Here is a 22350-nt window from a genome sequence, read left to right on the forward strand (position 1 = left end):
GCCTCGATTGGGCTTAAGGCGTGGTTAATAGGGAGGTAACAGGCATTAATTTTCCTGAAATCCGGCAATAATTATACCTCCCTGCGCTTGCGCGGGGAGGGGGACCATTTGCGGAGCAAATGGTGGTTGGGTGCCTTTCGCCAGATCAACTAGCCCTGTCACCCGTAAAAACACACCCCACCACCACATCTCAGGGCTAAAGCCCTTCGTGCGGTCCCCCTCCCCGCACTTCGTGCAGGGATGTATGATTATTTTTGGGGGGGGGTTTGAGCGTTGGCGGCAGGCTTGGGCGCGTTCGCCGCCTGATTGGCCGCGCCGGGCGCCGTGGCCTTGTCCAGCTTGTTTTGCAGGTCGTCGGCCTTCTTCATGCGTTGCGACAGCTTTTCGGTCAGGTCGCGCGCCTTGTCCGGCGTCATCTGCGCCAGAACGGCGGCCAGATTGCGCTCCTTCATCTTGGCCGCGATCGGCAGGCGCACATCGTCTTTCAGCGTCTCGAACACCTTGGCGGCGTCCTTCGGCTTCATCGATTCGTAGACCTTGACCATGCGCAGGACGTCCTGATCGCCGGTCTTGCTGGCCTCGTCCAGCAGCCCCTGCACCTGCCCCTTGAGGTCGGTCAGTTGCTTGATGCGCCCGTCCAGCTTGGCCTCGGCGGTGGCGATCAGTTGCTCCTGCGTGGCGATCTGCTTTTCGCGGGCGTCCAGTTCGGCACGGCGCTGGGCGAGGCTTTGCAAGACCTGCAATTCCGACGGCGACATCCCGGCCTGCTTGGCCAAATCCTCGACCGAAGTCGCGCAGACCGGGGCGGCCTTGGCCGCCGCCGGGGAGGCCATGTCGAGGATGCTCAGGGCGTCGTCGCCTGAGGCCGAACCGGCGTCGGCGGCTTCCTCGGTCGCGCCTTCGTCACCGACAGCCTTGGGCTCCGCCTTGGCGTCTTTTTTCGGTTCGGGCTTGGCCTTTTCCGCGCCTTCGGCCCAGGCGGTGGCCGACTTCAGAAAGGCGGGCATGGCTTCGATCGAGCCCACGGCGCGCACGGCGATAACGCCGCCCACGGCGACGGCGATCAGCGGCAAGAGGCGGAGATTATAGGCCATGAACTCTGTTTACTTAAGAATTTAACGGGTGCGCCGGAAGAGCGGGCGCGGCGGGGTGGGATCGGCGTCCTCGGCCCCCTGCCCTCCGAACAGTTCATCGTCAAGCACGGACGGCTGACGGCTGCGGGGACTGGCGGGGCGCGGGACAGTGTCCGGTCTGCGTTCTGGCAAGGGGTCGCGAGATCGCGACGCACCGGTCCCCTTAGGATCGGCGAAGGCCCTCAACATTTCGTTAATAGCTTGCAGCCCGAATTCGGAAACCTGTTCGGTTTCGGCCTTTGTCGGTGCGGGTTCGCGACGGCTGAGACGGTCGTTCAGATCGCGCAACCGGCGCGAGTCGGGCAGCGGCAATTCGTCGTCCTCGATCTCGTCATCGAAAGCCGGACGGCGGTTCCCGGCATAGGTTTGCCGCGCCTCGGCACCCCGGGCGCGTGACCATTCTTCACGCTGTTGCGTTTCGCGCTGGATGCGTAGTGGCGGCTCTTCGACGGGTTCCGGCTCAACCCGCACCGGCTCGACCCGCGCGGTGGCAATCCCGCTTTCCAGATCGCGCTGGGCCCGTTCGGCGCGGTTGATCTGGCTTTCCAGCTTGTTGAGCAGGTCGCGCGCCGCCATGATCCGCCCGTGCAGCAGTTCCTGCGACTCTTCGGCATTATGGTGCAGTTCGCGCAGGGACGCGTGGGCCTTTATCGCCGCCTGATCCAGTTCCCCCACCGCCTTGATGAAGCTTTCCTGCCCGTTGCGCAGGCTCTTCAGCCGTCCGTTCAGGCGCACGCCGAACCACAGGGCCGCCAGCAGCAGCCCCATCAGCACGACATCCATGATCAGACCGGCAGCGGTCATTATTTCTTCTTAAATTGCGTCAATCGGCGCTTGGTGGACGCCGCCAGGGGCTGATCGACCCGGACGGCGATATTGTGGCCCTTGCGCCCCATCCTTCCTTGCGTCAGCGGAATGTTCCCGCAACGCAGCTGGACCGGAGAATCAGCATTGGCATTGAGCACGATGGTCTCACCCACCTGCAAGTTCAAGACCTGAGACAGCGGCAATTGCTGTTCGTCGAGCACGGCGCGCACTTCCATCTGAGTCGTCCACAGTTCCGTGGCCAGGTGGCTTTCCCAGATATTATCGCGGCCGAACTTTTCGCCCATGAACTGCTGAAGCAGCATCTTGCGGATCGGCTCCAGCGTCGCATAGGGCAGCAGCAACTCGACACGCCCGCCGCGGTCTTCCATGTCGATGCGCAGCTTGACCAGAATCGCCGCATTGGCCGGGCGCGCGATGGCGGCAAAGCGCGGATTGGTCTCAAGGCGATCGAGGTTGAAATTGACCGGGGTCAGGGGCTCGAACGCCATCTTGGCGTCGTTGAGCACGACCTCCACCATCCGCTGCACCAGCACGCGCTCGATCGTCGTATAGGGTCGGCCTTCGATGCGGAGCGCCGCCGTGCCGCGCCGTCCGCCCAGCAGCACGTCGACGATCGAATAGATCAGGTTGGAATCGACGGTCAGCAGGCCGTAATTGTCCAGTTCCTCGGCGCGAAACACCGCCAGAATCGCCGGCAGCGGGATCGAATTTAGGTAATCGCCGAAGCGGATCGAGGAAATATTGTCGAGCGACACTTCGACGTTATCCGACGTAAAGTTCCGCAAAGACGTCGTCATCAGGCGCACGAGCCGGTCGAAGACGATTTCGAGCATCGGCAGACGCTCGTACGACACCATCGCCGAATTGATGATCGCCCGGATGCCGGAGCGCTCATTATATTCGTCTTCCGAGAGGTCGAAACCCAGCAGGCTGTCGATTTCGTCCTGATTGAGGATGCGTTCGGCGCCCGTCGGCACGGCAAAGCGCGCATCGCCGCCCCCGCCGCCGACCATGGCTTCCCATTCGGCGGCCAAATCGCCCGCACCGTCGCCGCCCCCGCCGCCGCCCCCGCCAGTCGAGGCCTCGGCCTCGGCGGCAAGTTCGGCCTCCCACTGGGCCATCATAGCTTCCTGATCGACGTCAGCCATTTACTCTTGTACTCACTCAGTGGGTTGAAGCAGGGTTTAGCTCACAAGCATTTCTTCGATCAGCACCGCATTGATCTTGTGCGGAGCCAGGACGAGATTGACGCGGCGCAGGATTTCCAGCCGCAACTGATAATTGCCCTGCGACCCCGCCAGATCTTCCGGGCGCAGTTCGCGCATGAACCCCTGCAACACATCGTCGATACGAGGCAGGTTTTCGCTCAGCAATTCGACCGTTTCATGGTCGGCGACCTCGAAGGTCAATTTAAGCTTGAGAACGGTCGTCTTGCCGGTCGGGTTTTGGATATTGGACAGACTGTCGGGCAGGGTAAAATAGGTGATACCGTCGGGCCCTTCGGAAATGACCGGCTGGGTCTTGGGGTCGACCTTTTCGCCGCCGCCGCCGTGACCGCCCTTCTCTTCCTTCTTCTTGCCGTGACCGTCGTCCTTTTTCTTCTCGCCGTGGCCGTCCTTGGCCGCTTCGCCGTGCGCACCGGCCTCGGCGGCGGGCTTGGGCTTGAGGAACAGGAAATAAGCCGCCGCCCCGCCACCGCCCAGCAGCAGAACGCCCGCGGCGATGGCGATGATCAGGATGGGCGGGCCTTTTTTAGCCGGGGCTTCGCCGTCGGCACCCTCAGCAGGCGCGGCGTCAGCCTCTTTCGCGGGTTTTTCTTTCTTGGCCATTATGCCGGGTACACTCGATCAGGCGTGGCATGGCCACAGACGTAAGGGATGCCGCATCCTCACAAACTATGGTTAATGAAGTGTTGGGATTTGGCCGCTGGCGTTAACCTTTCGCCAGATTCGCGAACCGGCGCGACTGAAATTCTGACTATGGCTGCTAAAATAGACTCTCCCTCCTCCCTACGTAGTGGGGTATAGCGCCAGCGAAAGTATATCTTTCGCAAGCGATGGGCACGCCGAAGGCGTGACGGAGGGGTACACCTCCGAAAATCCAGCGCGCTGAACGGCTTGGCATTATACCCCTCCGCCTCAACGCTACGCGTTTCGGCACCTCCCCATCTTCGATAGGGAGGAGGGAGACCTACAAGCGACGCCCTCATCGGCCAAGGATGGCGATTTTCAGAGCTGGTGCTTGGTGCCGATAAAGTAAGCTGCTCCGGTCCATACCGAAACCACTGCCGCCAACCACAAGGCGATATAGGCGCTTACGAAGAAGGGATCGTACCACAGCGGCATGACGTCCGTCAGTTTAAAGGCGGCCCAGCTTTCCGTGAGCAAAAGTGCGCCCAGCGCCACCATCTGCAAGGTCGTCTTCCATTTGGACAATAGGGTCACCGGCAGGGTTATGCCGCGTCCGGCGACCGATTCGCGCAGCGACGATACGGCAAACTCCCGGAACAGAATGATCGCGCCCGGCAGGACGAAAATCGGGTCGCCCTTGTGCATGGCGAACAGACCCAGAATGGTGCCGCAAACTAGAATCTTGTCGGCGATAGGGTCGAGGATGGAGCCCCATTTCGATACGGCATTGAGCCTGCGCGCCAGATAACCGTCGAGAAAGTCGGTCGATGCCGCGATGACGAACAGCACGAAGGCCCAGCGCTGAAGGCCGAAAATCATGTCGGGCATGACCGAAATCAGTGGGACCGCGTCACCTGAAATCGCCATGAGCAGGAACATAACAATGCCCAGCAGCAGGCGCAGGCTGGTCAGTATGTTGGGTATCGGGTTGACGTTTTCGTGGGTCATGCCGGATCGCTCCTTCGTCGCACCTCGCCTGAGGCTGCGCCTGTTTGGCACTTTTACCGCCAAATCTCAAAGGCAAAATGCGTTTATCCCATAAAGGGAAGATATCGACCTACCCGTGGAAGAAGTCGTAGATCTTCCGCGCCAGAGCCTCGTTGATGCCCTCGACCTTGCGCAGGTCCTCGATCTGCGCCTTGCCGACCTCGCGGCCTGAGCCGAAGGCGGCCAGCAGCGCGCGCTTCTTGCGCGGGCCGATGCCTTCGATTTCGTCCAACGGGTTCTTGGTGATCGCCGCGTCGCGCTTTTGCCGGTTGGCGCCGATGGCGTAGCGGTGGGCTTCGTCGCGCAGTCGTTGCAGGTAATAAAGCACCGGAGCCTTCGGCTCCATCATGAAGGGCGCGCGGCCCGGCATGAAGAAACGCTCCATGCCCGCGTCCCGGTCGGGGCCCTTGGCGACGCCGACGATTTTGATGTCCTCCATGTTAAGGTCGCGCATGACCTCCAGCACGGCGTCGAGTTGCCCTTGCCCACCGTCGACCAGCACCAGATCGGGCCGCCCGAAGCCCTCGTCGTCGCTGGCATCGGCGGCGCGGTTTTTCAAGCGCATGAAGCGGCGGCGGAAGACCTCGCGCATCATGGCGTAGTCGTCGCCGGCATTCATCTTGTCGAGGTCGCGGATGGTGAACTTGCGGTACTGGCCCTTCATAAAGCCTTCCGGCCCGGCCACGACCATGCCCCCGACCGCATGCGTACCGCCAAGGTGCGAGTTGTCGTAGACTTCAATGCGTTCCGGCGGTGCGGGCAATTCGAAAATATCCGCCACGCCTTTCAACAGCCGCGTCTGGGCCGAATGCTCGGCCATGCGCCGCCCCAAGGCCGACTTGGCGTTGTTGAGCGCGTGGGCCACGACGTCGGCTTTTTCGCCGCGTTTCGGATTGTGGATTTCGACCTTGCGGTCGGCGCGCAAGGACAGCGCCTCCATCATCAGATCGGGCTCCGACAACGGATGCGAAACGAGGATCAGCTTCGGCACCGGGCGATCCTGATAGAACTGCCCCAGAAAGGCGTCGAGGATCTCGCCCTCGCCGCTGTCGGCCTCTTCACCTGAATCCGGCACGCGCGGGAAATAGGCGCGGTCGCCCCAGTTCTGCCCCGCGCGATAGAACACCGCCTGCACGCAGGCCGAGCCGCCCTCGCTAACCACGGCGAAGACATCGGCCTCGGCCTCGCCCAGCCCGATCGAGGACGACATGGTGATGTGGTTGAGCGAGCGCACCCGGTCGCGCAGGAAGGCGGCTTTTTCGAAATCCATATCGTCCGAGGCGCGCATCATCTGCTTCGACAGGTCGTCGATGACGACACGCGATCGTCCTTTGAGGAAATCCTGCGCCTGTTCGACCAAAGCGTTGTAGTCGTCCAGGCTGATTACCCCCGTACAGGGCGCGGAACAGCGGCGGATCTGATGCAGCATGCACGGTCGGGTGCGCGAGGCATAGACGCTGTCGGTGCAGGTCCTGAGCAGAAACGCCCGTTGCAGCGTATCGAGCGTGCGATTGACCGCGCCGGTCGAGGCGAACGGGCCGTAATATTCGCCCTTGATCGAATGCGCCCCGCGGTGCTTGGTGATCTGCGCCGCCTCGTGATCCTTGCGCACCAGTATCTCGGCAAAGGATTTGTCGTCGCGCAAAAGCACATTGTAACGCGGCTTGAGCGCCTTGATCAGGCGCGCCTCCAGCAACAGGGCTTCGCCTTCGGTGCGGGTGCGGACAATGACCATAGAGCGCGTCAGATAGACCATCCGCGCGATGCGCTGGGCGTGGACGCGGCCCTGCGCATATTGCAGGATGCGTTTCTTGAGCGACTTGGCCTTGCCGACGTAGAGCACCTCGTCGTTCTCGCCGATCATGCGATAGACGCCCGGCTTGTCCTCGGCCAACCGCGCCTCGCGCAGGATCAGGGCCGCGCCGGTCAGCACCTCTTCCACGGCTTCCGCATCTAATATGGGTTGGTCTTCCGTCACCGAGTCACTCATGCCTGTACGCCTTATGTTCGCATAAATGCCCTCCTACGCGTCGGGATACAAGCACCGTTATCGAAAACTTTTAGTGCCCCGCCTTCACGCCCTGTAATGTTCGGTTGTCACAATTTTGTTGGCCGGACGTTCCAAATGAAATATGGAGAGCCAACCTCCCTTCATGTCGTTTCATAAAAAGTATCGCGTTCCATGCCGGACTCCGCCGTCCCCACCGCTGCCAAATCCGGTGAAATCCGCGCCCTGACGGGACTCCGCGGCGTCGCGGCGCTGTATGTCGTGCTTTATCACGCCACCGGCTATTTCCGTTTTCCGGAGCCGTGGCAGCACTATGTCAAGCACGGCTATATCGCGGTGGACCTGTTTTTCGTCCTGTCGGGCTTCGTCATGGCCATGACCTATGGCCGGATGTTCGAGGGCCGATTCGAGCCCAGAGCGTTCGGCAAGTTCATCCTGCTACGCGTGGCGCGCGTCTGGCCGCTGTTCGCCCTGATGACGGTGATCACCGCCCTGCTCATCCCCACCGTGCTGGGGACGCGCTACTATTTCGAAGACCTCGCCCGCGCCATCCTGCCCAACCTGACCATGACTCAGGCCTGGGGGCTGGCCAATTCCATCGTCCGTCCGTCGTGGTCGATTTCGACTGAATGGGCGGCCTATCTGCTGTTCCCGCTGATGGTCGTTGCCGCTCTAAGATGGTCGTGGCAAAAGGCCCTGATCGCCGCCGCCGTGGCCGCCGGCCTGCTGGCGCTAGTCGCCTATGGCCCGCTGTGGTTCGGTCAGGCGGCACGGCGCACCGGCCCGCTCGATATCGCGGCGTCCTATGCTACTGGCACGATGCTGCGCTGCCTGTTGAGCTTCTTCATCGGCATGGTCGCGTTCCGTTTCCGCGCCCTGATCCCGTCGCGCGCCGCCCTGCTGATTCTGGGCGTGTCGTTGCTGCTTCTGGCGTGGCGTCCGTCGGACCTGATCCTTGTCGGCCTGTTTGCGCTGCTGGTCATGGCGCTGTCGACCGACGAAGGCCCCGTGGCGAAAGCGCTCGGCAGCGGCGCGGCTTACAAGCTTGGCCTGTGGTCCTACGCCATCTATCTGATCCACGATGTCGTGCTGTTTGCCGTTTACCGCACCCTGCCGAAATTCGGTCTGGCCCTGCCGGGCGAACGTATCCACTGGCTCTGGGCGTCGATCGCAGTGACCATAGCCCTGTCGGCACTGGCGCATTACGGGTTCGAAAAGCCCTCACGCAACGGGCTGCGCGCCGTCATCGGGCGTAAAAAAGCACCTACCACAAAGGGTCAGGTGGAAAGCCTTGGGTCACTTCCTGTATCCGCCGCAGAGACCCCCCGTTAATATTATCCGGCAGGGCGTCGAAGTCGAAAAAGGCCGCCTGCTTGATTTCGCCGTGCGAGGTCAGGTCACCCTGTTCAAAGCGATCAACGCGATAGACCAGCACATGATCGCCGGGGAAAAAGCGCTCATTGGAATGGATCGACAGTAGTTTCGGTCGCTCAAGCGGCGTCACCCCGGCCTCTTCCTGGAGTTCACGTATGACGGCATCGCCGGCGGTTTCCATCGCATCCACGCCGCCGCCGGGCAGCCACCAGCCTTCGAGATAGGTGTGTTCGACCAGAAGGACGCGCTTGCCCTCTTCGATCACCATGCCGCGCACCCCCAGCGTCTTGCCGCGCGTTACGCGCGAATGCGCGAAAAACAGCGGCCGCGTATAGGGCTCGACAAGGCGTTTCCAGTCTTCCATGAGCTTAGAATGAACCTTGTTATACAATTTCTCAAGTCGTCATTGCGGCGCAGCACATTTTAATCCGGTAACGCCTCTTGAGTTGCGATCCGCACAAGGTTAAGCACGACGTACAGATTTATTTCGGAGCGTTTTCCATGCTGGCCATCGCGATCATGTTAGGTTTCCTCGGCGTCGTTGCCCTGATCAACTTCATCGATTTCGGCCGCATTGACTAAGAGTGCGCTCGTTACCGGCGCCGCCAAACGAATCGGTCGCGCCGTCGCCTTTGCCCTCGCGCGTCAGGGTTACGCCATCGGCGTCCATTACGGCACGTCGGATGCCGCCGCGCATGAGCTGGTCGGTGAATTACGCGCCCTGAGCGTCCGCGCCGAAGCCTTGCAGGCCGATCTTTCCGACCCCGACAGCGTCAAGGGTTTGATCCCGGCGGCGGTTGCCGCCCTTGGGCCGCTGAGCGTGCTCGTCAACAATGCTTCGGTATTTTTCGACGACCGGCTGGGCTCGATGACGGTCGAATGCTGGGATCAGCACATGCGGACCAACCTGCTGGCCCCGGTGCTGCTGGCGCAGGCCTTTGCCGCGCAAGGCGGGGTTCCCGACGGTGCCGCCATTATCAATCTGATCGATCAGCGCGTTCTGAAACCCTCGCCGCCGTTCTTTTCCTATGGTTTGTCCAAGGCCGGCCTGTGGCACGCCACGCGGACTCTGGCGCAGGAACTGGCCCCGCGCATTCGCGTCAATGCCGTGGGCCCCGGCCCGACCCTGCCGTCGATCCATCAGAGCGCCGAAGACTTCGAGTCAGAGGCCGCCTCGACCCTGCTGCAAAAGCGCGTGACACCGGACGAGATCGCCGAAGCCGTCGTCTATCTGACGCAGGCGCGCTCGGTGACGGGGCAAATGATCTGTGTCGATTCCGGCCAGCATCTGGGCTGGCAAACCCCGGATATGGAGGGGCTTTTGACCTACTTCGTGCGTTCGACGCTGTAATCGGCCAGAGCTTCCAGCGCAGCTTTCCACTCGCTCGCCTCGAACAGCTTCAAGGCGTCCTTGGCCTTGCGGGCATAGACCTTCGCGCGGTCGATCGTCTGCGCCATGGCACCCGACTCGATCATCAGGCTTTGGGCGCGCGCGAAATCGCCTTCCTGCTGCTGACGCAGAGACACCGTGCGGTGCCAGAAATCGGTTTCCGCCTCACCCGTCGCGGCAATGGCGAGGATCAGCGGCAGGGTCGCCTTGCCCTCGGCGAAGTCGTCACCGGCGTTCTTGCCCAGAGACGCCGCCGTGCCGCCGTAATCGAGGGCATCGTCCTGAATTTGAAACGCCAGACCGAGGTTCATACCGTAGTCGCGCAGCGCCTGTTGTTTGTCGCGCGACGCCCCCGCCGCCACCGCGCCGCTTTCGGACGCCGCCGCGAACAGGGCCGCCGTCTTGGCGGAAATGATGTCGATATAGACCGCTTCCGACAGGCCGATATCGTAGGCCTTCATCAGTTGCAGCACCTCGCCTTCGGCGATGACCCCGGCGGCTTTCGACAGGATACCCAGCGCCTGAAGCGAGTCGGTTTCGACCATCAACTCGAACGCGCGGGCGAACAGGAAATCGCCGACCAGAACCGACGACGGCGCGCCCCAGATCAGGTGCGCGGCGACCTTGCCGCGGCGCAACTGGCTGGAATCGACCACGTCGTCGTGCAACAGCGTGGCGGTGTGGATGAATTCGACGGCGGCGGACAGCTTGTGATGGTGCACATTAGTCGTCCCGGCGATGCGCGCAGCGGCGACGCAGAGCAACGGGCGCAAACGTTTGCCGCCGGCGCTGATCAGGTGCTCGGCCAGGGCCGGAATTATCGAGACATCGCTTTGCATCCGCTCGGTGATGGTGGCATTGACCGAGGCCATATCCGCTTCGCACAGGCGTACGAGGGCGTTGACGTCTGCTTTAGAAGACGTTTCCGCATAACGGGTTTTTTCGATATTGGCCGTATCCAAGACTACCTGCTCCGGCGGTACAAACACATGATTTCCCCACTTAAACCCGCTTTTCGCCTTAGTCCATGCCCGCGTTAAGACTTTGTGGTATATCGCGGTAAAAGTTGCCGTTACATCACCCTCTATGCACAGTCTCATTCCCCCTGCCCTGCCCGATATCGTCGAAACCACCCTGCTGGGCGGTCGCGTCAGGCTGCGTCAGCCCGCCAAGGGCTACCGTATCGGGATGGACGGCGCGCTGTTAGCGGCGGGCGCAGCGGGCATTCTGGCCGAACGTCCGGTAAAGCCGGTGAGCGTTCTGGAACTGGGCTGCGGCGTCGGCGGGGTGTTTTTATCGCTGGCCGCGCGATGCCCGCAGGTGACGGCGACCGGTATCGAGCGCGATGCGGCGACCTTTGTGTTGACCGAGGCCAATATCGCGCAAAACGGCGGCGAACACAGTGCGATCTATGGCGACATCGGCAAGGGTTACAAGAGCTTCGACCTGCCGCGCTTCGATATGGTGCTGAGTAATCCGCCCTATTTCGACGATCCGGACACCCTGCGCGCGCCGCACGAGTTGAAACGCCCGGCGTGGATCGCCGACGACGGCTTGCCCGCGTGGCTCGACTTCGCGCAGGCAGCGGTGAAGGACGGCGGCGAGATCGTCTTCGTCCACCGCGCCGATCGGCTGGGGGATATCCTTAGCGGCCTGAATAAGTGCGGCTCGTTCGTCATCCGCCCGATCCAGCCGTTCATCGACAAAGACGCCAAGCGCGTTCTCGTCCGTGCCAAGCGTCTGGGTAAAGCGCCGCTGCGGCTCTTACCTCCGCTGATCCTGCACGACGACGGCGACCGCAAACACACGCCGGAGGTCGAGACGATCCTAAGAGGGGATGTGGTTTTGGGGTGGTGATTAAACCTCAGGCCACTGCTGTGCGGCATGCAGGATGCGCACAATTTTAACCGCCTGTGGGGTCACGGCATAGATGATCAGGTAATTGGGATGCACCACCATTTCCCGTGTTCCCGGCACACGTCCTGCCCTATGGCGGTTGGGAAATTCAAGCAAAGTATCTGCCTGTGACTCTATCAAATCCTTTAACCGCTGCGCCGCGTCCGGATCATCGTCGGAAATATAATCCAAGATAGAGAGCAGTTCGAAGCGGGCGGTGGCTTGCCACTCAAGACTCCGCACGGCGTTTACGCTTGCTGTCGATCAAGGCCTGAGCCTCGGCCATAACCTGCGCGTGCGGCACTGACGGACGCGTATCTTCGAGAGATTCACGCACCTTTTCCCTAAACCACACGTCGTAGGCGTCAGAATCAGAGGTCAAACCCGGCGGCAATGCGCCCTCGCGCACGACGCGGGTCAGCAGGATACGGACGGCATCCGAAATGGTCAAACCGAACCCAGCCAAGGTTTCGCTGGCCTGAGACTTCAGTTCATCATCCACACGGATATGCAGCATCGAAGAGTGAGCACCCATATTCGCCTCCATTTTCATATAGATTGCATCTCAATTGAGACACAGGCAAGCGAAAACCCCGCCACGAGAACCGCGACGGAGTCATTTGCTCCAACTAACGGGTGCAGGGTCCGAGACCCTGCATCTTTCCAAAAACCGCTGCACACTTTTTTTGGATTGCGCTTAGTTGACCGTCGGGCGACCGATCACCAGATGATCACCGTCGAAGGAGACAGCTATCACGTCGCCGTCGCTGAATTCACCATTCAAAATCCGCTTGGCGATGGCATCGACCAGTTGCTTCTGGATCACGCGTTTGAGTGGCCGCGCGCCGTAGGCCGGTTCATAGCCCAACTCAGCCAGATGGTTGAGTGCCGCGTCGTCGATGGCCAGCGTCATCTCGCGGTCGCGCAGCAGCTTTTCCAGACCCTTGAGCTGGATACGGACGATATTGCCCATATTGGCCCGGCCGAGGCGCTGGAAGAGGATGGTCTCGTCGATCCGGTTCAGGAATTCCGGGCGGAAGTGGCGCTTGACCTCGTCCATGACCAGCGGGCGGACCTGCTCGATATCGGTGCCGTCGTCCATATTGACGAGGTACTGCGAACCGAGGTTCGAGGTCATGACGATCAGGGTGTTGCGGAAATCGACCACACGCCCCTGCCCGTCGGTCAGCCGCCCGTCGTCCAGCACCTGAAGCAGGATGTTGAACACGTCCGGGTGGGCCTTTTCGACCTCGTCGAAGAGGACGACCTGATAGGGTCGGCGGCGCACGGCCTCGGTCAGGGCACCGCCCTCGTCGTAACCGACATAGCCCGGCGGGGCGCCGATCATGCGCGAAACGGCGTGCTTTTCCATATATTCGGACATGTCGAGGCGGGTGATCGCCGCTTCGTCGTCGAACAGGAACTCCGCCAGGGCCTTGTTCAGCTCGGTCTTGCCGACACCCGTGGGGCCCAAGAACAGGAACGAGCCGATCGGGCGGTTGGGGTCTTTCAGCCCTGCCCGCGCGCGGCGCACGGCGTCGGAGACGGCGATCAGGGCTTCATCCTGACCCACCACGCGTTTACGCAGTTCGTCTTCCATGCGCAGCAGCTTGTCGCGCTCGCCTTCCAGCATCCGGTCGACCGGGATGCCGGTCCAGCGCGATACGACCTGCGCGATCTGCGAGGCGTCCACGACTTCCGGCGTCAGCGGTGCTTCCTCGGACTTGGTTTCGGCCTCAGCGACCTGCTTTTCAAGCTGCGGGATCTGGCCATAGAGGATTTCCGACGCCCGTTGCAGGTCGCCATTGCGCTGCGCCGCCGCCAGTTCGATACGGGCGCGGTCCAATGCTTCGCGGGCGCGCGAGGCGGCCCCGACCTTGTCTTTTTCGGCCTTCCAGCGCGCGGTCAGTTCGGCGGATTTGCCCTCCAAATCTTCCAGTTCGTCGGTCAGCTTTTCCAGCCGCGTCCGCGACCCGGCGTCGGTTTCCTTTTGCAGGGCCTCGCGCTCGATCTTCAACTGCACGATGCGGCGGTCGAATTCGTCGAGCTCTTCGGGTTTGGAATCGACCGCCATGCGCACGCGCGACCCGGCCTCGTCGATAAGGTCGATGGCCTTGTCCGGCAGGAAACGGTCGGAAATATAGCGGTTCGACAACGTCGCCGCCGAAACGATGGCGCTGTCGGAAATCTTGACGCCGTGGTGCAGCTCGTACTTTTCCTTGAGCCCGCGCAGGATCGAGATGGTGTCCTCGACGGTGGGTTCCTGCACGAAAACCGGTTGGAAACGCCGGGCCAAAGCGGGGTCTTTTTCGACGTGCTTCTGGTATTCATCCAAGGTCGTCGCGCCGACGCAGTGCAGTTCGCCGCGCGCAAGAGCGGGCTTGAGCAGGTTCGAGGCGTCCATCGCGCCGTCGGACTTACCGGCACCGACCAGGGTGTGCATCTCGTCGATGAACAGCACGATCTGGCCTTCGGCCTGAGTCACCTCGTTGAGGACGGCCTTCAGGCGCTCCTCGAATTCACCGCGGTATTTCGCCCCGGCTATCAGAGCGCCCATATCGAGCGACAGGAGCTTCTTGTCTTTCAGCGATTCCGGCACGTCGCCATTGATGATGCGCTGCGCCAGACCTTCGACGATGGCGGTCTTACCAACGCCCGGTTCGCCGATCAGCACGGGGTTGTTCTTGGTGCGGCGGGCCAGCACCTGAATCGTTCGGCGGATTTCCTCGTCGCGGCCGATGACCGGGTCGATCTTGCCGTCGAGCGCGTCCTGAGTCAGGTCGCGGGCATAACGATTCAGCGCATCGAAGCCGTTTTCCGACGTGGCGCTGTTGGCGGGCTTACCCTTGCGGAATTCCTTTTGCGCGTCCTTCAATTGCCCCAGCGACGTGCCCGCCGCCTTGAGCAGGCTGGCGCCATCGCTATTGTTCAGCGCCGCGACCAGCAGGCGGTCGGCGGTCACGAACGCGTCGCCGCCTTTATTGGCATCGGTTTCGGCCTCGGTGAACAGCTTCGCCGTGTCATTGTGCATATAGAGTTGCGTATTGCCGCCGGTTACCGACGGCAGCTTGGCCAGCGCCGCATCGACCGCGCCGATAAAGGCTTCGGGGCGGCCACCGGCGCGTTCCAGCAACGGGCGCGCCACGGATTCGCGGTCCTCGGTCAGGGCCTTCAGGATATGCAGCGGGGTGAAATACTGATGGTTGCGGCTCTGGGCAATGGCCTGAGCGCTCTGGATAAGCTTTTGCGTTTTCTCGGAGTATTTTTCGATATTCATAGTCTTGGGCTCCCCATTTCGGCGGATAAATTTGAGTGGCCCTTGCTCAGAAGCAGCCTCTCATGCTCATCGATATGGTGTGATTATTGCGCCACACAAGAGGCCCCAGCATGGGAATTTTGCCGCAGATCAGCGGATCAGCACGACCTGAAAACCGGAGAGGTTTGCCCATGCCGCATCCGCCGTCAGCACCGGCAAACCGCGCATCTGCGCGAGACCCAGACAGGCGCGATCACCCAATGACAAACCAAGCGCGCGGGTCACCGGACGCAGAGCACCCGCCAAAAACGCCTGTTCGACATCGTGGACGATGACCTGTATGCCCAAAGCTTCCACGGCTTGTCGCGCGGCGTCCGGCGGCACGCCTTTTTCTGTCAATTTGGCAATTACTTCCGAAAAATTGACAGCCGAAATCGCCGCATCGGGCAATACCGCTTGCACGCGATCGGCCCCGACCTCGTTGAACAGCAGGGCCAGCATCGCCGAACTGTCGAGAATATGATCACTCATGATCGGCGGCGGCGCGGCGATCCCGGATCAATTCATCGGCGACGCTGTCGGCCACGGTCGCATACTGCCTGACCAGCGCTTGCGCCCGCCTGACCGCCAGATCGACAGACTCAAGGATGACCGCGCCATCAATAAGCCGCGCTATGACCGGCCCGCCCTGAGGGAGGCCCATTTCCGCGCGCATCTGTGCGGGAATCACCAACCGGCCATTGGACGCTAAGGTTATATTGGCCTGATACATAGCACACCTCAAATGTCACATTTTTAAATAATGACATATCGGTAAAAAATGTCAATCAAACGCCGATCTTTGCCTTGTATTGCGTCATCAAAAACGCTGCCGTGCGCTCGATCGTGGGCGTAAACCACGGCTCGACCAGCCAGAACGGGTGCGGCGTGCCCTCTGGCATGTCGATAATCTCGGATACGATACCGAGCGCGTTGAGCCGTGCTTTCATCTCCGGGCGACCGGGCAGGATCGGTGTCGGGCGGTTGGAGTTGATGAACAGGGTCGGCGCGCTCTGGCGACTGACATAGGTCAGGGGCGACGCGGCGAACCACGTTTCGCGCCGCGTTGAATAGTTGCCACCCAGATAGCGCGAGGTCGCCCCCAGCCGCTCTTCCTCCCGCTTGATCAGCGCCGCATCGGGGAAGGACGCCGCGCCGTCGATATCGACCACAGCGTCGACACGGCTATCACCGGGTGCATCGTCGAACGCCGCCACGCCGTTACTGGCCCCCAGAAACGCCGCCAGATGCCCGCCTGCCGAACCCCCGGCAATGGCGACGAAGCGCGTATCTATGCCGTCGGCATCGGCGTGGGACCGCGCCCAGCGCACGGCGGCCTTGATATCGAGCACATTACCCGGAAACCGCCCGCTCTCGCCCAACCGATAGCCGACCGTCATGGCCACAAAGCCCAAAGCCGCCAGCCGCTGGCAGAAGGCGCGTTCCATCTGACGCGAACCGGATTCCCAGCCGCCGCCGTGAATCATCAGCACCGCCGGGTATAGACCGGCCTTTGCCGGACGATAGACATCGACCAGCAGTTTCTCCCCCGGTCGCGTCAGATAGACGATGCCTTCACGCTTGCGGATCGTGCCTTCCGGCGGCAGGTCCGGCGCGCGCACCTCGGGAAAGTCTTTAGCCTGCTGGCTGATCACGCCTTCGACGGTGAACGGCGACGACCCGGATACCGGTGTCTGCGCCGCCACGGCATTGGCCACGACCACACCGGCGGCCCCCATGAGCAGGGTGCGTCTGTCCATTTGTTTCTCCTGATATGCAAAAGGCTCCGGTTGAACCCGGAGCCTCGTTATTTTTCTAAAGCTTATTTCGGTGCCAGGATCATGATCATCTGGCGACCTTCCATCCGGGGCTCGTATTCCACCTTGGTGGTTTCCTCGAAATCCGTCTTGACCTTGTTCAGCAGCTTCATGCCCAGTTCCGGGTGGGCCATTTCACGGCCGCGGAAGCGGAGCGTCACCTTGACCTTGTCGCCTTCTTCGAAGAAGCGCGTCATGGCCTTGGCCTTCACCTCGTAATCGTGGATGTCGATATTCGGGCGAAGCTTGATTTCCTTGATTTCGACGACCTTCTGCTTCTTGCGCGCCTCGGCCTTCTTCTTCTGCTCCTGGAAGCGGAACTTACCGTAGTCGAGGATCTTGCAGACGGGGGGGTCGGCGGTCGGGGAGACTTCGACCAGATCAAGACCGGCTTCTTCGGCGGCTTCAAGCGCGGCGGAGGTCGGCATGATGCCTTGTTTCTCACCGTTCTGATCGATCAGGAGGACGCGGGGCACCTTGATGTCCTGATTGATACGGGGGCCGTCTTTAGCGGGCGGGGCTTGCATTGGGCGACGAATAGCAAAGTCTCCATGGACTGTTGATGGGGTTTGGACTCAGGAGTCCGAATTTGGGGCCTAATTATAGGAAGGGCATGGGGGTGATCAATCCCCTTTGTGGAAACGGCGATTTTAATTTTCGCCTGTTGCCTTTAAGCGCATCCCAAAAAGTGTGCAGCGGTTTTGGGATCAGATGCGCGACCAGCATAACTGCCTATGTAAGAAGGGAGCGATAAACCGCAAGGGTAGCCTCGCACATGGCCTCAAGGCTGAACCGTTCGCCTACCCGCGCCTGACCGGCGGCGCCCATCCCGGCGCGCACTTCGGGCGTTGTCAGGGTCGCCGCCTTCATGGCATCGGCCCAGGCCAGTTTATCGCCCGGCGCGATCAGCCAGCCGCTGACGCCGTCTTCCACGGTTTCCACCGTTGCGCCGTGTTTCGCCGCCAACACCGGCTTACCCATGGCCTGAGGCTCGACCGCCGTGCGCCCGAAGGCCTCCGGCTCCAGCGACGGGGCCAGCGCGAAATCGCACAGGGCATAGGCGGCGGGCATGTCCGAGCAATGGCCGACCAGCTTGACCGTATCTTCAAGCGCATACATGGCTATCAGGTCATCGAGTTGACGCCGGTACTCCGTGCGCCCCTGATCGTCGCCCGCCATAATGACTTCGACATGGGCACGTTCTACCAATTCGGTGTGCTGCGCCCACAGCGCTTCAATGATCAGCGCCTGCCCCTTCCAGCGCGTCAGGCGTCCAGCCAGCAGAAACCGCGTCCGGCCATCGGTCCGGTCAATGCTCCACGCCTTCGCCAGCTTGTCGATGCGCTTTTGATCAACATCGTTCGGGTCAAACTCAGCCGGATCGAACTTGCCCAGATCGATGCCTCGCGGAATAGCGATGACCTTCGCCGGATCGATATCGTAAGTTTTGAGGATATGGTCGCGCGTATAACTGGAATTGGCGATGGTCACGTCCGCCGTCGTCATGCGTCCGTTGTACCAGCGCTTCAACGCCGATCCGGCATTATAGATGCCGTGATAGGTGGTCACCGTCTTCACGCCCAGCGCCTTTGCGGCGGGAAGCACCGACAGCGCCGGCGCGCGCGACCGCACATGGACGATATCGGCTTTTTCTTTTTTGATCAAAGCCTTAAGCGCGAAATAGTTCCTCCACTGTATATAGGGGTTCTTGGAATGGACCGGTAAGCGATGCACCACCGCCCCGATCGATGTCAGATACCCCTCCAGCCGCCCGCCTTTCGACACAACGATGGCGCGGCCGCCCCCTTCGATTACCGCGCGGGCGATGTCGACCACGGTCTGCTCCACCCCGCCGGTGTCCAGTTCGGGCACGACTTGCAGCACGGTGTAGGGAAAGGCGTTCGGCATCGGGGCTTGTTCACGGGTGGCGTCAGGATTATGGCTTATGCGCATGACCGATAGCGCAAATCAAGACACCCCCAAAGACCTTCAAGCGTTTCTCACCGGCTCCGACGGGACCGGGATCGCCTACCGCCGCCTGACCGGCGACGGCCCTACCGTCCTGTGGCTGGGCGGCTTCAAATCCGACATGACCGGCTCGAAGGCGCAGGCCCTGGCCGATGCCGCCCGCAGCGAAGGCTGGGATTTTCTGCGTTTCGACTACGCCGCGCACGGGGCCAGTTCGGGCACATGGGACAACGCCCGCGTCGGTCAGTGGCGGCAGAACGTGCTCGATGTGGTGGACAATCTGACCACCGGCCCACTGGTCATCGTCGGCTCCAGCATGGGCGGCTGGATGGCGTCGCTGCTGATCCGCGACCGGCCCGAACGCGTCAGGGCCGCCGTGTTCATCGCCCCCGCCCCCGATTTCGCCACCGAACTGATGCTGCCGTCTTTATCGCCCGAAGACCGACGCGCGCTGGAGGTATCCGGGTTTTTCAATCTGCGCGGCTATGATTACGACGTGCCGATGTCGCAGGCCTTTTTCGACGAAGCGCGCGACCATCTGGTCCTCGATAAGCCCCTGCCCTTCGACGGCCCGGTGCAGATCCTGCACGGCCTGAACGATGAGGTTGTGCCGTGGGAGCACGGCCTGCGGCTGGCACGGCATGTCTCTGCTAAGGACGTGACCGTGACGCTGATCAAGGGCGGCGACCACCGGCTGTCGAGCCCGGCGGACCTGACGCGACTGGTGGACACGGTGCGCGGCCTTGCCAAATCGTAAAATCTGATACCACATGGATCAAACCGGAGTTTGACCCATGCACCGCCGCAGTTTCCTCGCTACCTTGCCGGCCCTCGCCACATCGCCCGCCTTCGCGCTCGATCCGCTCAAGGGCGGCGACCGTGTAACCGGCGCCCAGTTCGCCGGTCGCTCGACCGTCTGGGGCACGCAGGGTGCGGCGGCGACGGCCCACCCCATGGCCAGTCTGATCGGTATCGACATCCTGCGTCAGGGCGGTTCGGCCATCGATGCGGCCATCGCCATCAATGCGGCACTGGGGTTCCTTGAGCCGGTCTCGTGCGGCATTGGCGGCGACGCCTATGTCATGTTGTGGGACCCCAAGGTCAAAAAAGTCATCGGTTTCAACGGGTCGGGCCGCTCGCCTAAGGGGATGAGCCTCGAACACGTCCGCGCGAAGGCGAAAGACAACCATATCCCGTCCTGGGGAAGCGTCTCGGTTTCCGTACCCGGCGCGGTCGATACCTGGGGGCAAATGCACGCCAGATACGGCAAGCTGAAATTCGCCGACCTGCTGGCTCCGGCCATCGCCCTGTGCGAACGCGGCGTGCCGGTCGCGCAAACCATCGCCTATTACCTCAATGCCAGCTATCGCCGCTTCACCAATCCGACGTCGGGCATCGAGGAGGTGCAGAACTTCCTTAAGACCTATGCCCCCAATGGCCGCGCCCCGCGTGAAGGCGAGATTTTCCGCAACCCCGATCTGGCCGCGACCTATCGCGAACTGGCCAAGAACGGCCCGCGCAGCTTCTACGAAGGCCAGATCGCCGAGACCATCGACGCCTATTTCAAACGCATTGGCGGCCATCTGCGCAAATCCGATCTCAGCGCGCATAAGGGCGAATATTCCGAACCGCTGAAAACCACCTATCGCGGCGTCGAGGTGCTGGGGCTGGGCGCCAATACGCAGGGCCTGTCGACGCTTCAGATGATGAATATTCTGGAGAATTTCGACCTGAAAAGCATGGGCTTCCAGACCACCGCCTCGCTGCACACCCAGATCGAGGCCAAGCGGCTGGCCTTCGAGGACCGGGCGAAATTCTTCGGCGATCCGGATTTCTCGAAGATGCCAGTCGAGGCCCTGTTGTCGAAAACCTATGCGAAAGAACAGGCGGCAAAAATCAGGCAAGACACCATCCTGCCCCGTGTGGTCCCTTATGAGGCCCCGGCGCGCGGCGATACGACCTATTTCACCGTCTCGGACAAGGATGGCATGATGGTGAGCTGGATTCAGTCGAACTATCGCGGCATGGGCTCCGGCCTCGTCGCCGACGGGTTGGGCTTCATGTTTCAGGACCGCGGCGAACTGTTTTCCTTGCGCGACGGCTCGCCCAATATCTACGCGCCGGGCAAGCGGCCGTTCCACACCATCATCCCCGGTTTCGCCTGCAAGGACGGGCAGCCGTGGCTCAGCTTCGGCGTCATGGGCGGCGACATGCAGCCGCAAGGTCAGGCGCAGATCCTCGTCAACATGATCGACTACGGGCTTGGCTTGCAGGAGGCCGGTGATTCGCCGCGCTGGCACCACGAAGGCTCGTCCGAACCGACCGGCGAAATGGCCAGCGGCACCGGGACGCTCAATCTGGAAAACGGCGTACCGCTGGAGACGCGGGCGGGGCTGGAAAAGCTCGGCTGGGCGACAAAACCCGCACCCGGCGGTTACGGCGGCTATCAGGCGATCATGACGCAGAACGATCCGCTGGGCCGGGCCTATGGCGCGGCGACCGAAATGCGCAAGGACGGCTTAGCGCTGGCCTATTAAGCGCACGCCAAAAAGTGCCAAGCGGTTTTTGGATTAAGTGCGCGCCACCATGATGCGCCATACCTCGGTCAGCCCCTCACGATAGGTCGGGTATTGTGGCCGCCAGCCCAGTTCGGCCTTGGCGCGAGCGTTCGAGACGCGCTTGTTCTCGGCGTAGAAGCGCTTCATGCCGGGGCTTAGGGCCGGATCGTCGAAGACAATTTCCGGCGGCACGTCGAAACCGTAGGTCCGCGCCGCCCAGACCATGACCTCGTCCGCCGGGGCGGGTTCATCGTCGCACAGATTATAGATCGCGCCCGCCCGTGGCCGGTCCAGACTGCGCATCAGGGCGTCGGCGCAATCGGTATCGTAGAGCCGCGAAAAGACCTGTCCCGGCTTGTGGATGCGGCGTGCCGTGCCGGCCCTCAGGCGCTCGATAACGCTGCGCCCCACGCCGTACAGTCCTGGCAGGCGGAATACAGCGACATTATGCGGCAAGCCCCGCCACTGCGATTCGGCCACAACGCGGCGGCGACCTTCTGTGGATAACGGCGTCGGGGCCTGATCCTCGAAGGCCCAGCCGCCGGCCCGGTCGCCATAAACGCCGGTGGTGGACAGATAACCGATCCATTTGCGCGGCAGTGTCGTGAGCGCATTTGACAAGACGGCAAAGCCCGGACAGCCGCCATCGTCCGGCGCAGGCGTGATCAGGATCGCATCGGCGTTATGGGCGGCGACGGTCAGGGCCTGAGTGTCCATCGGATCGATGGCGACAACGCCCTGCGCGGTCAGGATAGCGCGTTTTTCCGCATCGCGGGCCGTGGCGCTGAGGGCATAGCCCTGCTTCCGGCACAGATCGGCAAAGGCCGCGCCAATGAAGCCGTAGCCGAAGATCAGGACAGATAGCATTCGCGTTTAGTTGGCGGGAACCGCAGAGGCCGCATCGCCTTCGCTTTGCGCCTGAGCGCGGGCGGCGCGCTCGGCGGCTTCCTCGGCGTGACGCTTTTCCTTGCGCTCGGCCTTTTCACGTTCGGCGCGTACCTGATCGGGCAGCTCGATCTCATGACCGAACGGCGCAGGCGAGCGGACGCCCAGCCCCTGCGGCCAGACGAGGCTGAGGGTAATCATGCCCAGCGCGATCAGCGCGGCGACGGAATAGAAGACCTTGTCGTTCATACCCTAGCTATAACCGGCGCATACGACCTTGAGAAGTCCTTCTTTTTGCAAT

The 22350-nt window shown here is 61.9% G+C and carries 24 protein-coding genes; 6 read left to right on the top strand and 18 right to left on the bottom strand.

Annotated features, from left to right (window positions below):
- Window positions 1–248 precede the first annotated feature (248 nt).
- The 6 genes from AEYBE204_RS26255 to uvrC all read right to left on the bottom strand — a co-directional run bounded on the left by AEYBE204_RS26255 (window position 249) and on the right by uvrC (window position 6836).
- A complete protein-coding gene (locus tag AEYBE204_RS26255) occupies window positions 249–1094 on the bottom strand; it encodes a MotE family protein (RefSeq protein ID WP_023461411.1) in 846 nt (281 codons plus the stop codon).
- 21 nt (window positions 1095–1115) lie between these two features.
- Window positions 1116–1937, bottom strand: coding sequence for a DUF6468 domain-containing protein (locus AEYBE204_RS39395; RefSeq protein ID WP_023461412.1), 822 nt, complete (start codon window positions 1935–1937; stop codon window positions 1116–1118).
- Window positions 1937–3109: a flagellar motor switch protein FliM gene (gene fliM, locus AEYBE204_RS26260; RefSeq protein WP_023461413.1), complete on the bottom strand. Its 1173-nt coding sequence runs from the start codon at window positions 3107–3109 to the stop codon at window positions 1937–1939. The genes AEYBE204_RS39395 and fliM overlap by 1 nt, the downstream gene beginning before the upstream one ends.
- A 36-nt stretch (window positions 3110–3145) precedes the next feature.
- A complete protein-coding gene (locus AEYBE204_RS26265) occupies window positions 3146–3790 on the bottom strand; it encodes a flagellar basal body-associated FliL family protein (RefSeq protein WP_023461414.1) in 645 nt (214 codons plus the stop codon).
- A gap of 399 nt (window positions 3791–4189) precedes the next feature.
- Window positions 4190–4819: a CDP-diacylglycerol--glycerol-3-phosphate 3-phosphatidyltransferase gene (pgsA, locus tag AEYBE204_RS26270; RefSeq protein ID WP_023461415.1), complete on the bottom strand. Its 630-nt coding sequence runs from the start codon at window positions 4817–4819 to the stop codon at window positions 4190–4192.
- Window positions 4820–4928: 109 nt separating this feature from the next.
- Window positions 4929–6836, bottom strand: a complete 1908-nt coding sequence (gene uvrC, locus AEYBE204_RS26275; protein WP_369751807.1) for an excinuclease ABC subunit UvrC — start codon at window positions 6834–6836, stop codon at window positions 4929–4931.
- A gap of 204 nt (window positions 6837–7040) precedes the next feature.
- Here uvrC and AEYBE204_RS26280 point away from each other — a divergent pair, with 204 nt between their 5' ends.
- Window positions 7041–8198: an acyltransferase gene (locus tag AEYBE204_RS26280; protein ID WP_023461417.1), complete on the top strand. Its 1158-nt coding sequence runs from the start codon at window positions 7041–7043 to the stop codon at window positions 8196–8198.
- Here the strand turns inward: AEYBE204_RS26280 and AEYBE204_RS26285 are convergent.
- Window positions 8131–8604: an NUDIX domain-containing protein gene (locus tag AEYBE204_RS26285; RefSeq protein ID WP_023461418.1), complete on the bottom strand. Its 474-nt coding sequence runs from the start codon at window positions 8602–8604 to the stop codon at window positions 8131–8133. The genes AEYBE204_RS26280 and AEYBE204_RS26285 overlap by 68 nt on opposite strands.
- Window positions 8605–8681: 77 nt before the next feature.
- Here AEYBE204_RS26285 and AEYBE204_RS40245 point away from each other — a divergent pair, with 77 nt between their 5' ends.
- Entirely contained in the window at window positions 8682–8822 is a 141-nt protein-coding gene (locus AEYBE204_RS40245; RefSeq protein WP_155908274.1) for a hypothetical protein, read from the top strand.
- Complete coding sequence (locus AEYBE204_RS26290; protein WP_023461419.1) at window positions 8815–9591, top strand: SDR family oxidoreductase; 777 nt, start codon at window positions 8815–8817, stop codon at window positions 9589–9591. Before AEYBE204_RS40245 ends, AEYBE204_RS26290 begins: the two co-directional genes overlap by 8 nt.
- On the opposite strand, the gene AEYBE204_RS26295 is transcribed toward AEYBE204_RS26290, so the two are convergent.
- Window positions 9567–10592 (bottom strand): polyprenyl synthetase family protein, encoded by a 1026-nt coding sequence (locus tag AEYBE204_RS26295; RefSeq protein WP_023461420.1) that lies wholly within the window; start codon window positions 10590–10592, stop codon window positions 9567–9569. The genes AEYBE204_RS26290 and AEYBE204_RS26295 overlap by 25 nt on opposite strands.
- Window positions 10593–10716: 124 nt before the next feature.
- Between AEYBE204_RS26295 and AEYBE204_RS26300 the strand changes: the two genes are divergently transcribed.
- Window positions 10717–11487 carry a tRNA1(Val) (adenine(37)-N6)-methyltransferase gene (locus AEYBE204_RS26300; RefSeq protein WP_023461421.1) on the top strand — a complete coding sequence of 257 codons (771 nt, stop codon included), beginning with the start codon at window positions 10717–10719 and terminating at the stop codon, window positions 11485–11487.
- Here the strand turns inward: AEYBE204_RS26300 and AEYBE204_RS26305 are convergent, their stop codons facing one another.
- The 8 genes from AEYBE204_RS26305 to AEYBE204_RS26335 all read right to left on the bottom strand — a co-directional run bounded on the left by AEYBE204_RS26305 (window position 11488) and on the right by AEYBE204_RS26335 (window position 18546).
- Complete coding sequence (locus AEYBE204_RS26305; RefSeq protein WP_023461422.1) at window positions 11488–11769, bottom strand: type II toxin-antitoxin system RelE/ParE family toxin; 282 nt, start codon at window positions 11767–11769, stop codon at window positions 11488–11490.
- Window positions 11756–12061 carry a type II toxin-antitoxin system RelB/DinJ family antitoxin gene (locus AEYBE204_RS26310; RefSeq protein ID WP_031230043.1) on the bottom strand — a complete coding sequence of 102 codons (306 nt, stop codon included), beginning with the start codon at window positions 12059–12061 and terminating at the stop codon, window positions 11756–11758. The genes AEYBE204_RS26305 and AEYBE204_RS26310 overlap by 14 nt, the downstream gene beginning before the upstream one ends.
- A gap of 162 nt (window positions 12062–12223) precedes the next feature.
- Window positions 12224–14803, bottom strand: coding sequence for an ATP-dependent chaperone ClpB (clpB, locus tag AEYBE204_RS26315; protein ID WP_023461424.1), 2580 nt, complete (start codon window positions 14801–14803; stop codon window positions 12224–12226).
- A 129-nt stretch (window positions 14804–14932) separates the two neighbouring features.
- Window positions 14933–15313 carry a type II toxin-antitoxin system VapC family toxin gene (locus AEYBE204_RS26320; protein WP_023461425.1) on the bottom strand — a complete coding sequence of 127 codons (381 nt, stop codon included), beginning with the start codon at window positions 15311–15313 and terminating at the stop codon, window positions 14933–14935.
- A complete protein-coding gene (locus AEYBE204_RS0120010; protein WP_155908276.1) occupies window positions 15306–15485 on the bottom strand; it encodes a hypothetical protein in 180 nt (59 codons plus the stop codon). Before AEYBE204_RS0120010 ends, AEYBE204_RS26320 begins: the two co-directional genes overlap by 8 nt.
- 124 nt (window positions 15486–15609) lie before the next feature.
- A complete protein-coding gene (locus AEYBE204_RS26325; protein WP_023461427.1) occupies window positions 15610–16581 on the bottom strand; it encodes an alpha/beta hydrolase in 972 nt (323 codons plus the stop codon).
- Window positions 16582–16643: 62 nt separating this feature from the next.
- A complete protein-coding gene (gene infC / locus AEYBE204_RS26330) occupies window positions 16644–17165 on the bottom strand; it encodes a translation initiation factor IF-3 (protein ID WP_023461428.1) in 522 nt (173 codons plus the stop codon).
- Between the two features lie 205 nt (window positions 17166–17370).
- Window positions 17371–18546, bottom strand: a complete 1176-nt coding sequence (locus tag AEYBE204_RS26335) for a glycosyltransferase family 4 protein (RefSeq protein WP_023461429.1) — start codon at window positions 18544–18546, stop codon at window positions 17371–17373.
- Between the two features lie 43 nt (window positions 18547–18589).
- Between AEYBE204_RS26335 and AEYBE204_RS26340 the strand changes: the two genes are divergently transcribed.
- Together AEYBE204_RS26340 and ggt are read left to right on the top strand one after the other, a co-directional pair.
- Complete coding sequence (locus AEYBE204_RS26340; RefSeq protein WP_035441741.1) at window positions 18590–19363, top strand: carboxylesterase; 774 nt, start codon at window positions 18590–18592, stop codon at window positions 19361–19363.
- 37 nt (window positions 19364–19400) lie between these two features.
- Window positions 19401–21143: a gamma-glutamyltransferase gene (gene ggt / locus AEYBE204_RS26345; RefSeq protein WP_023461431.1), complete on the top strand. Its 1743-nt coding sequence runs from the start codon at window positions 19401–19403 to the stop codon at window positions 21141–21143.
- A gap of 33 nt (window positions 21144–21176) precedes the next feature.
- On the opposite strand, the gene AEYBE204_RS26350 is transcribed toward ggt, so the two are convergent.
- Both AEYBE204_RS26350 and AEYBE204_RS26355 read right to left on the bottom strand, forming a co-directional pair.
- Complete coding sequence (locus AEYBE204_RS26350; protein ID WP_023461432.1) at window positions 21177–22031, bottom strand: hypothetical protein; 855 nt, start codon at window positions 22029–22031, stop codon at window positions 21177–21179.
- 6 nt (window positions 22032–22037) lie between these two features.
- A complete protein-coding gene (locus AEYBE204_RS26355; RefSeq protein ID WP_023461433.1) occupies window positions 22038–22298 on the bottom strand; it encodes a hypothetical protein in 261 nt (86 codons plus the stop codon).
- Window positions 22299–22350: the final 52 nt, after the last annotated feature.

Source organism: Asticcacaulis sp. YBE204 (assembly GCF_000495855.1).
Lineage (GTDB): Bacteria > Pseudomonadota > Alphaproteobacteria > Caulobacterales > Caulobacteraceae > Asticcacaulis.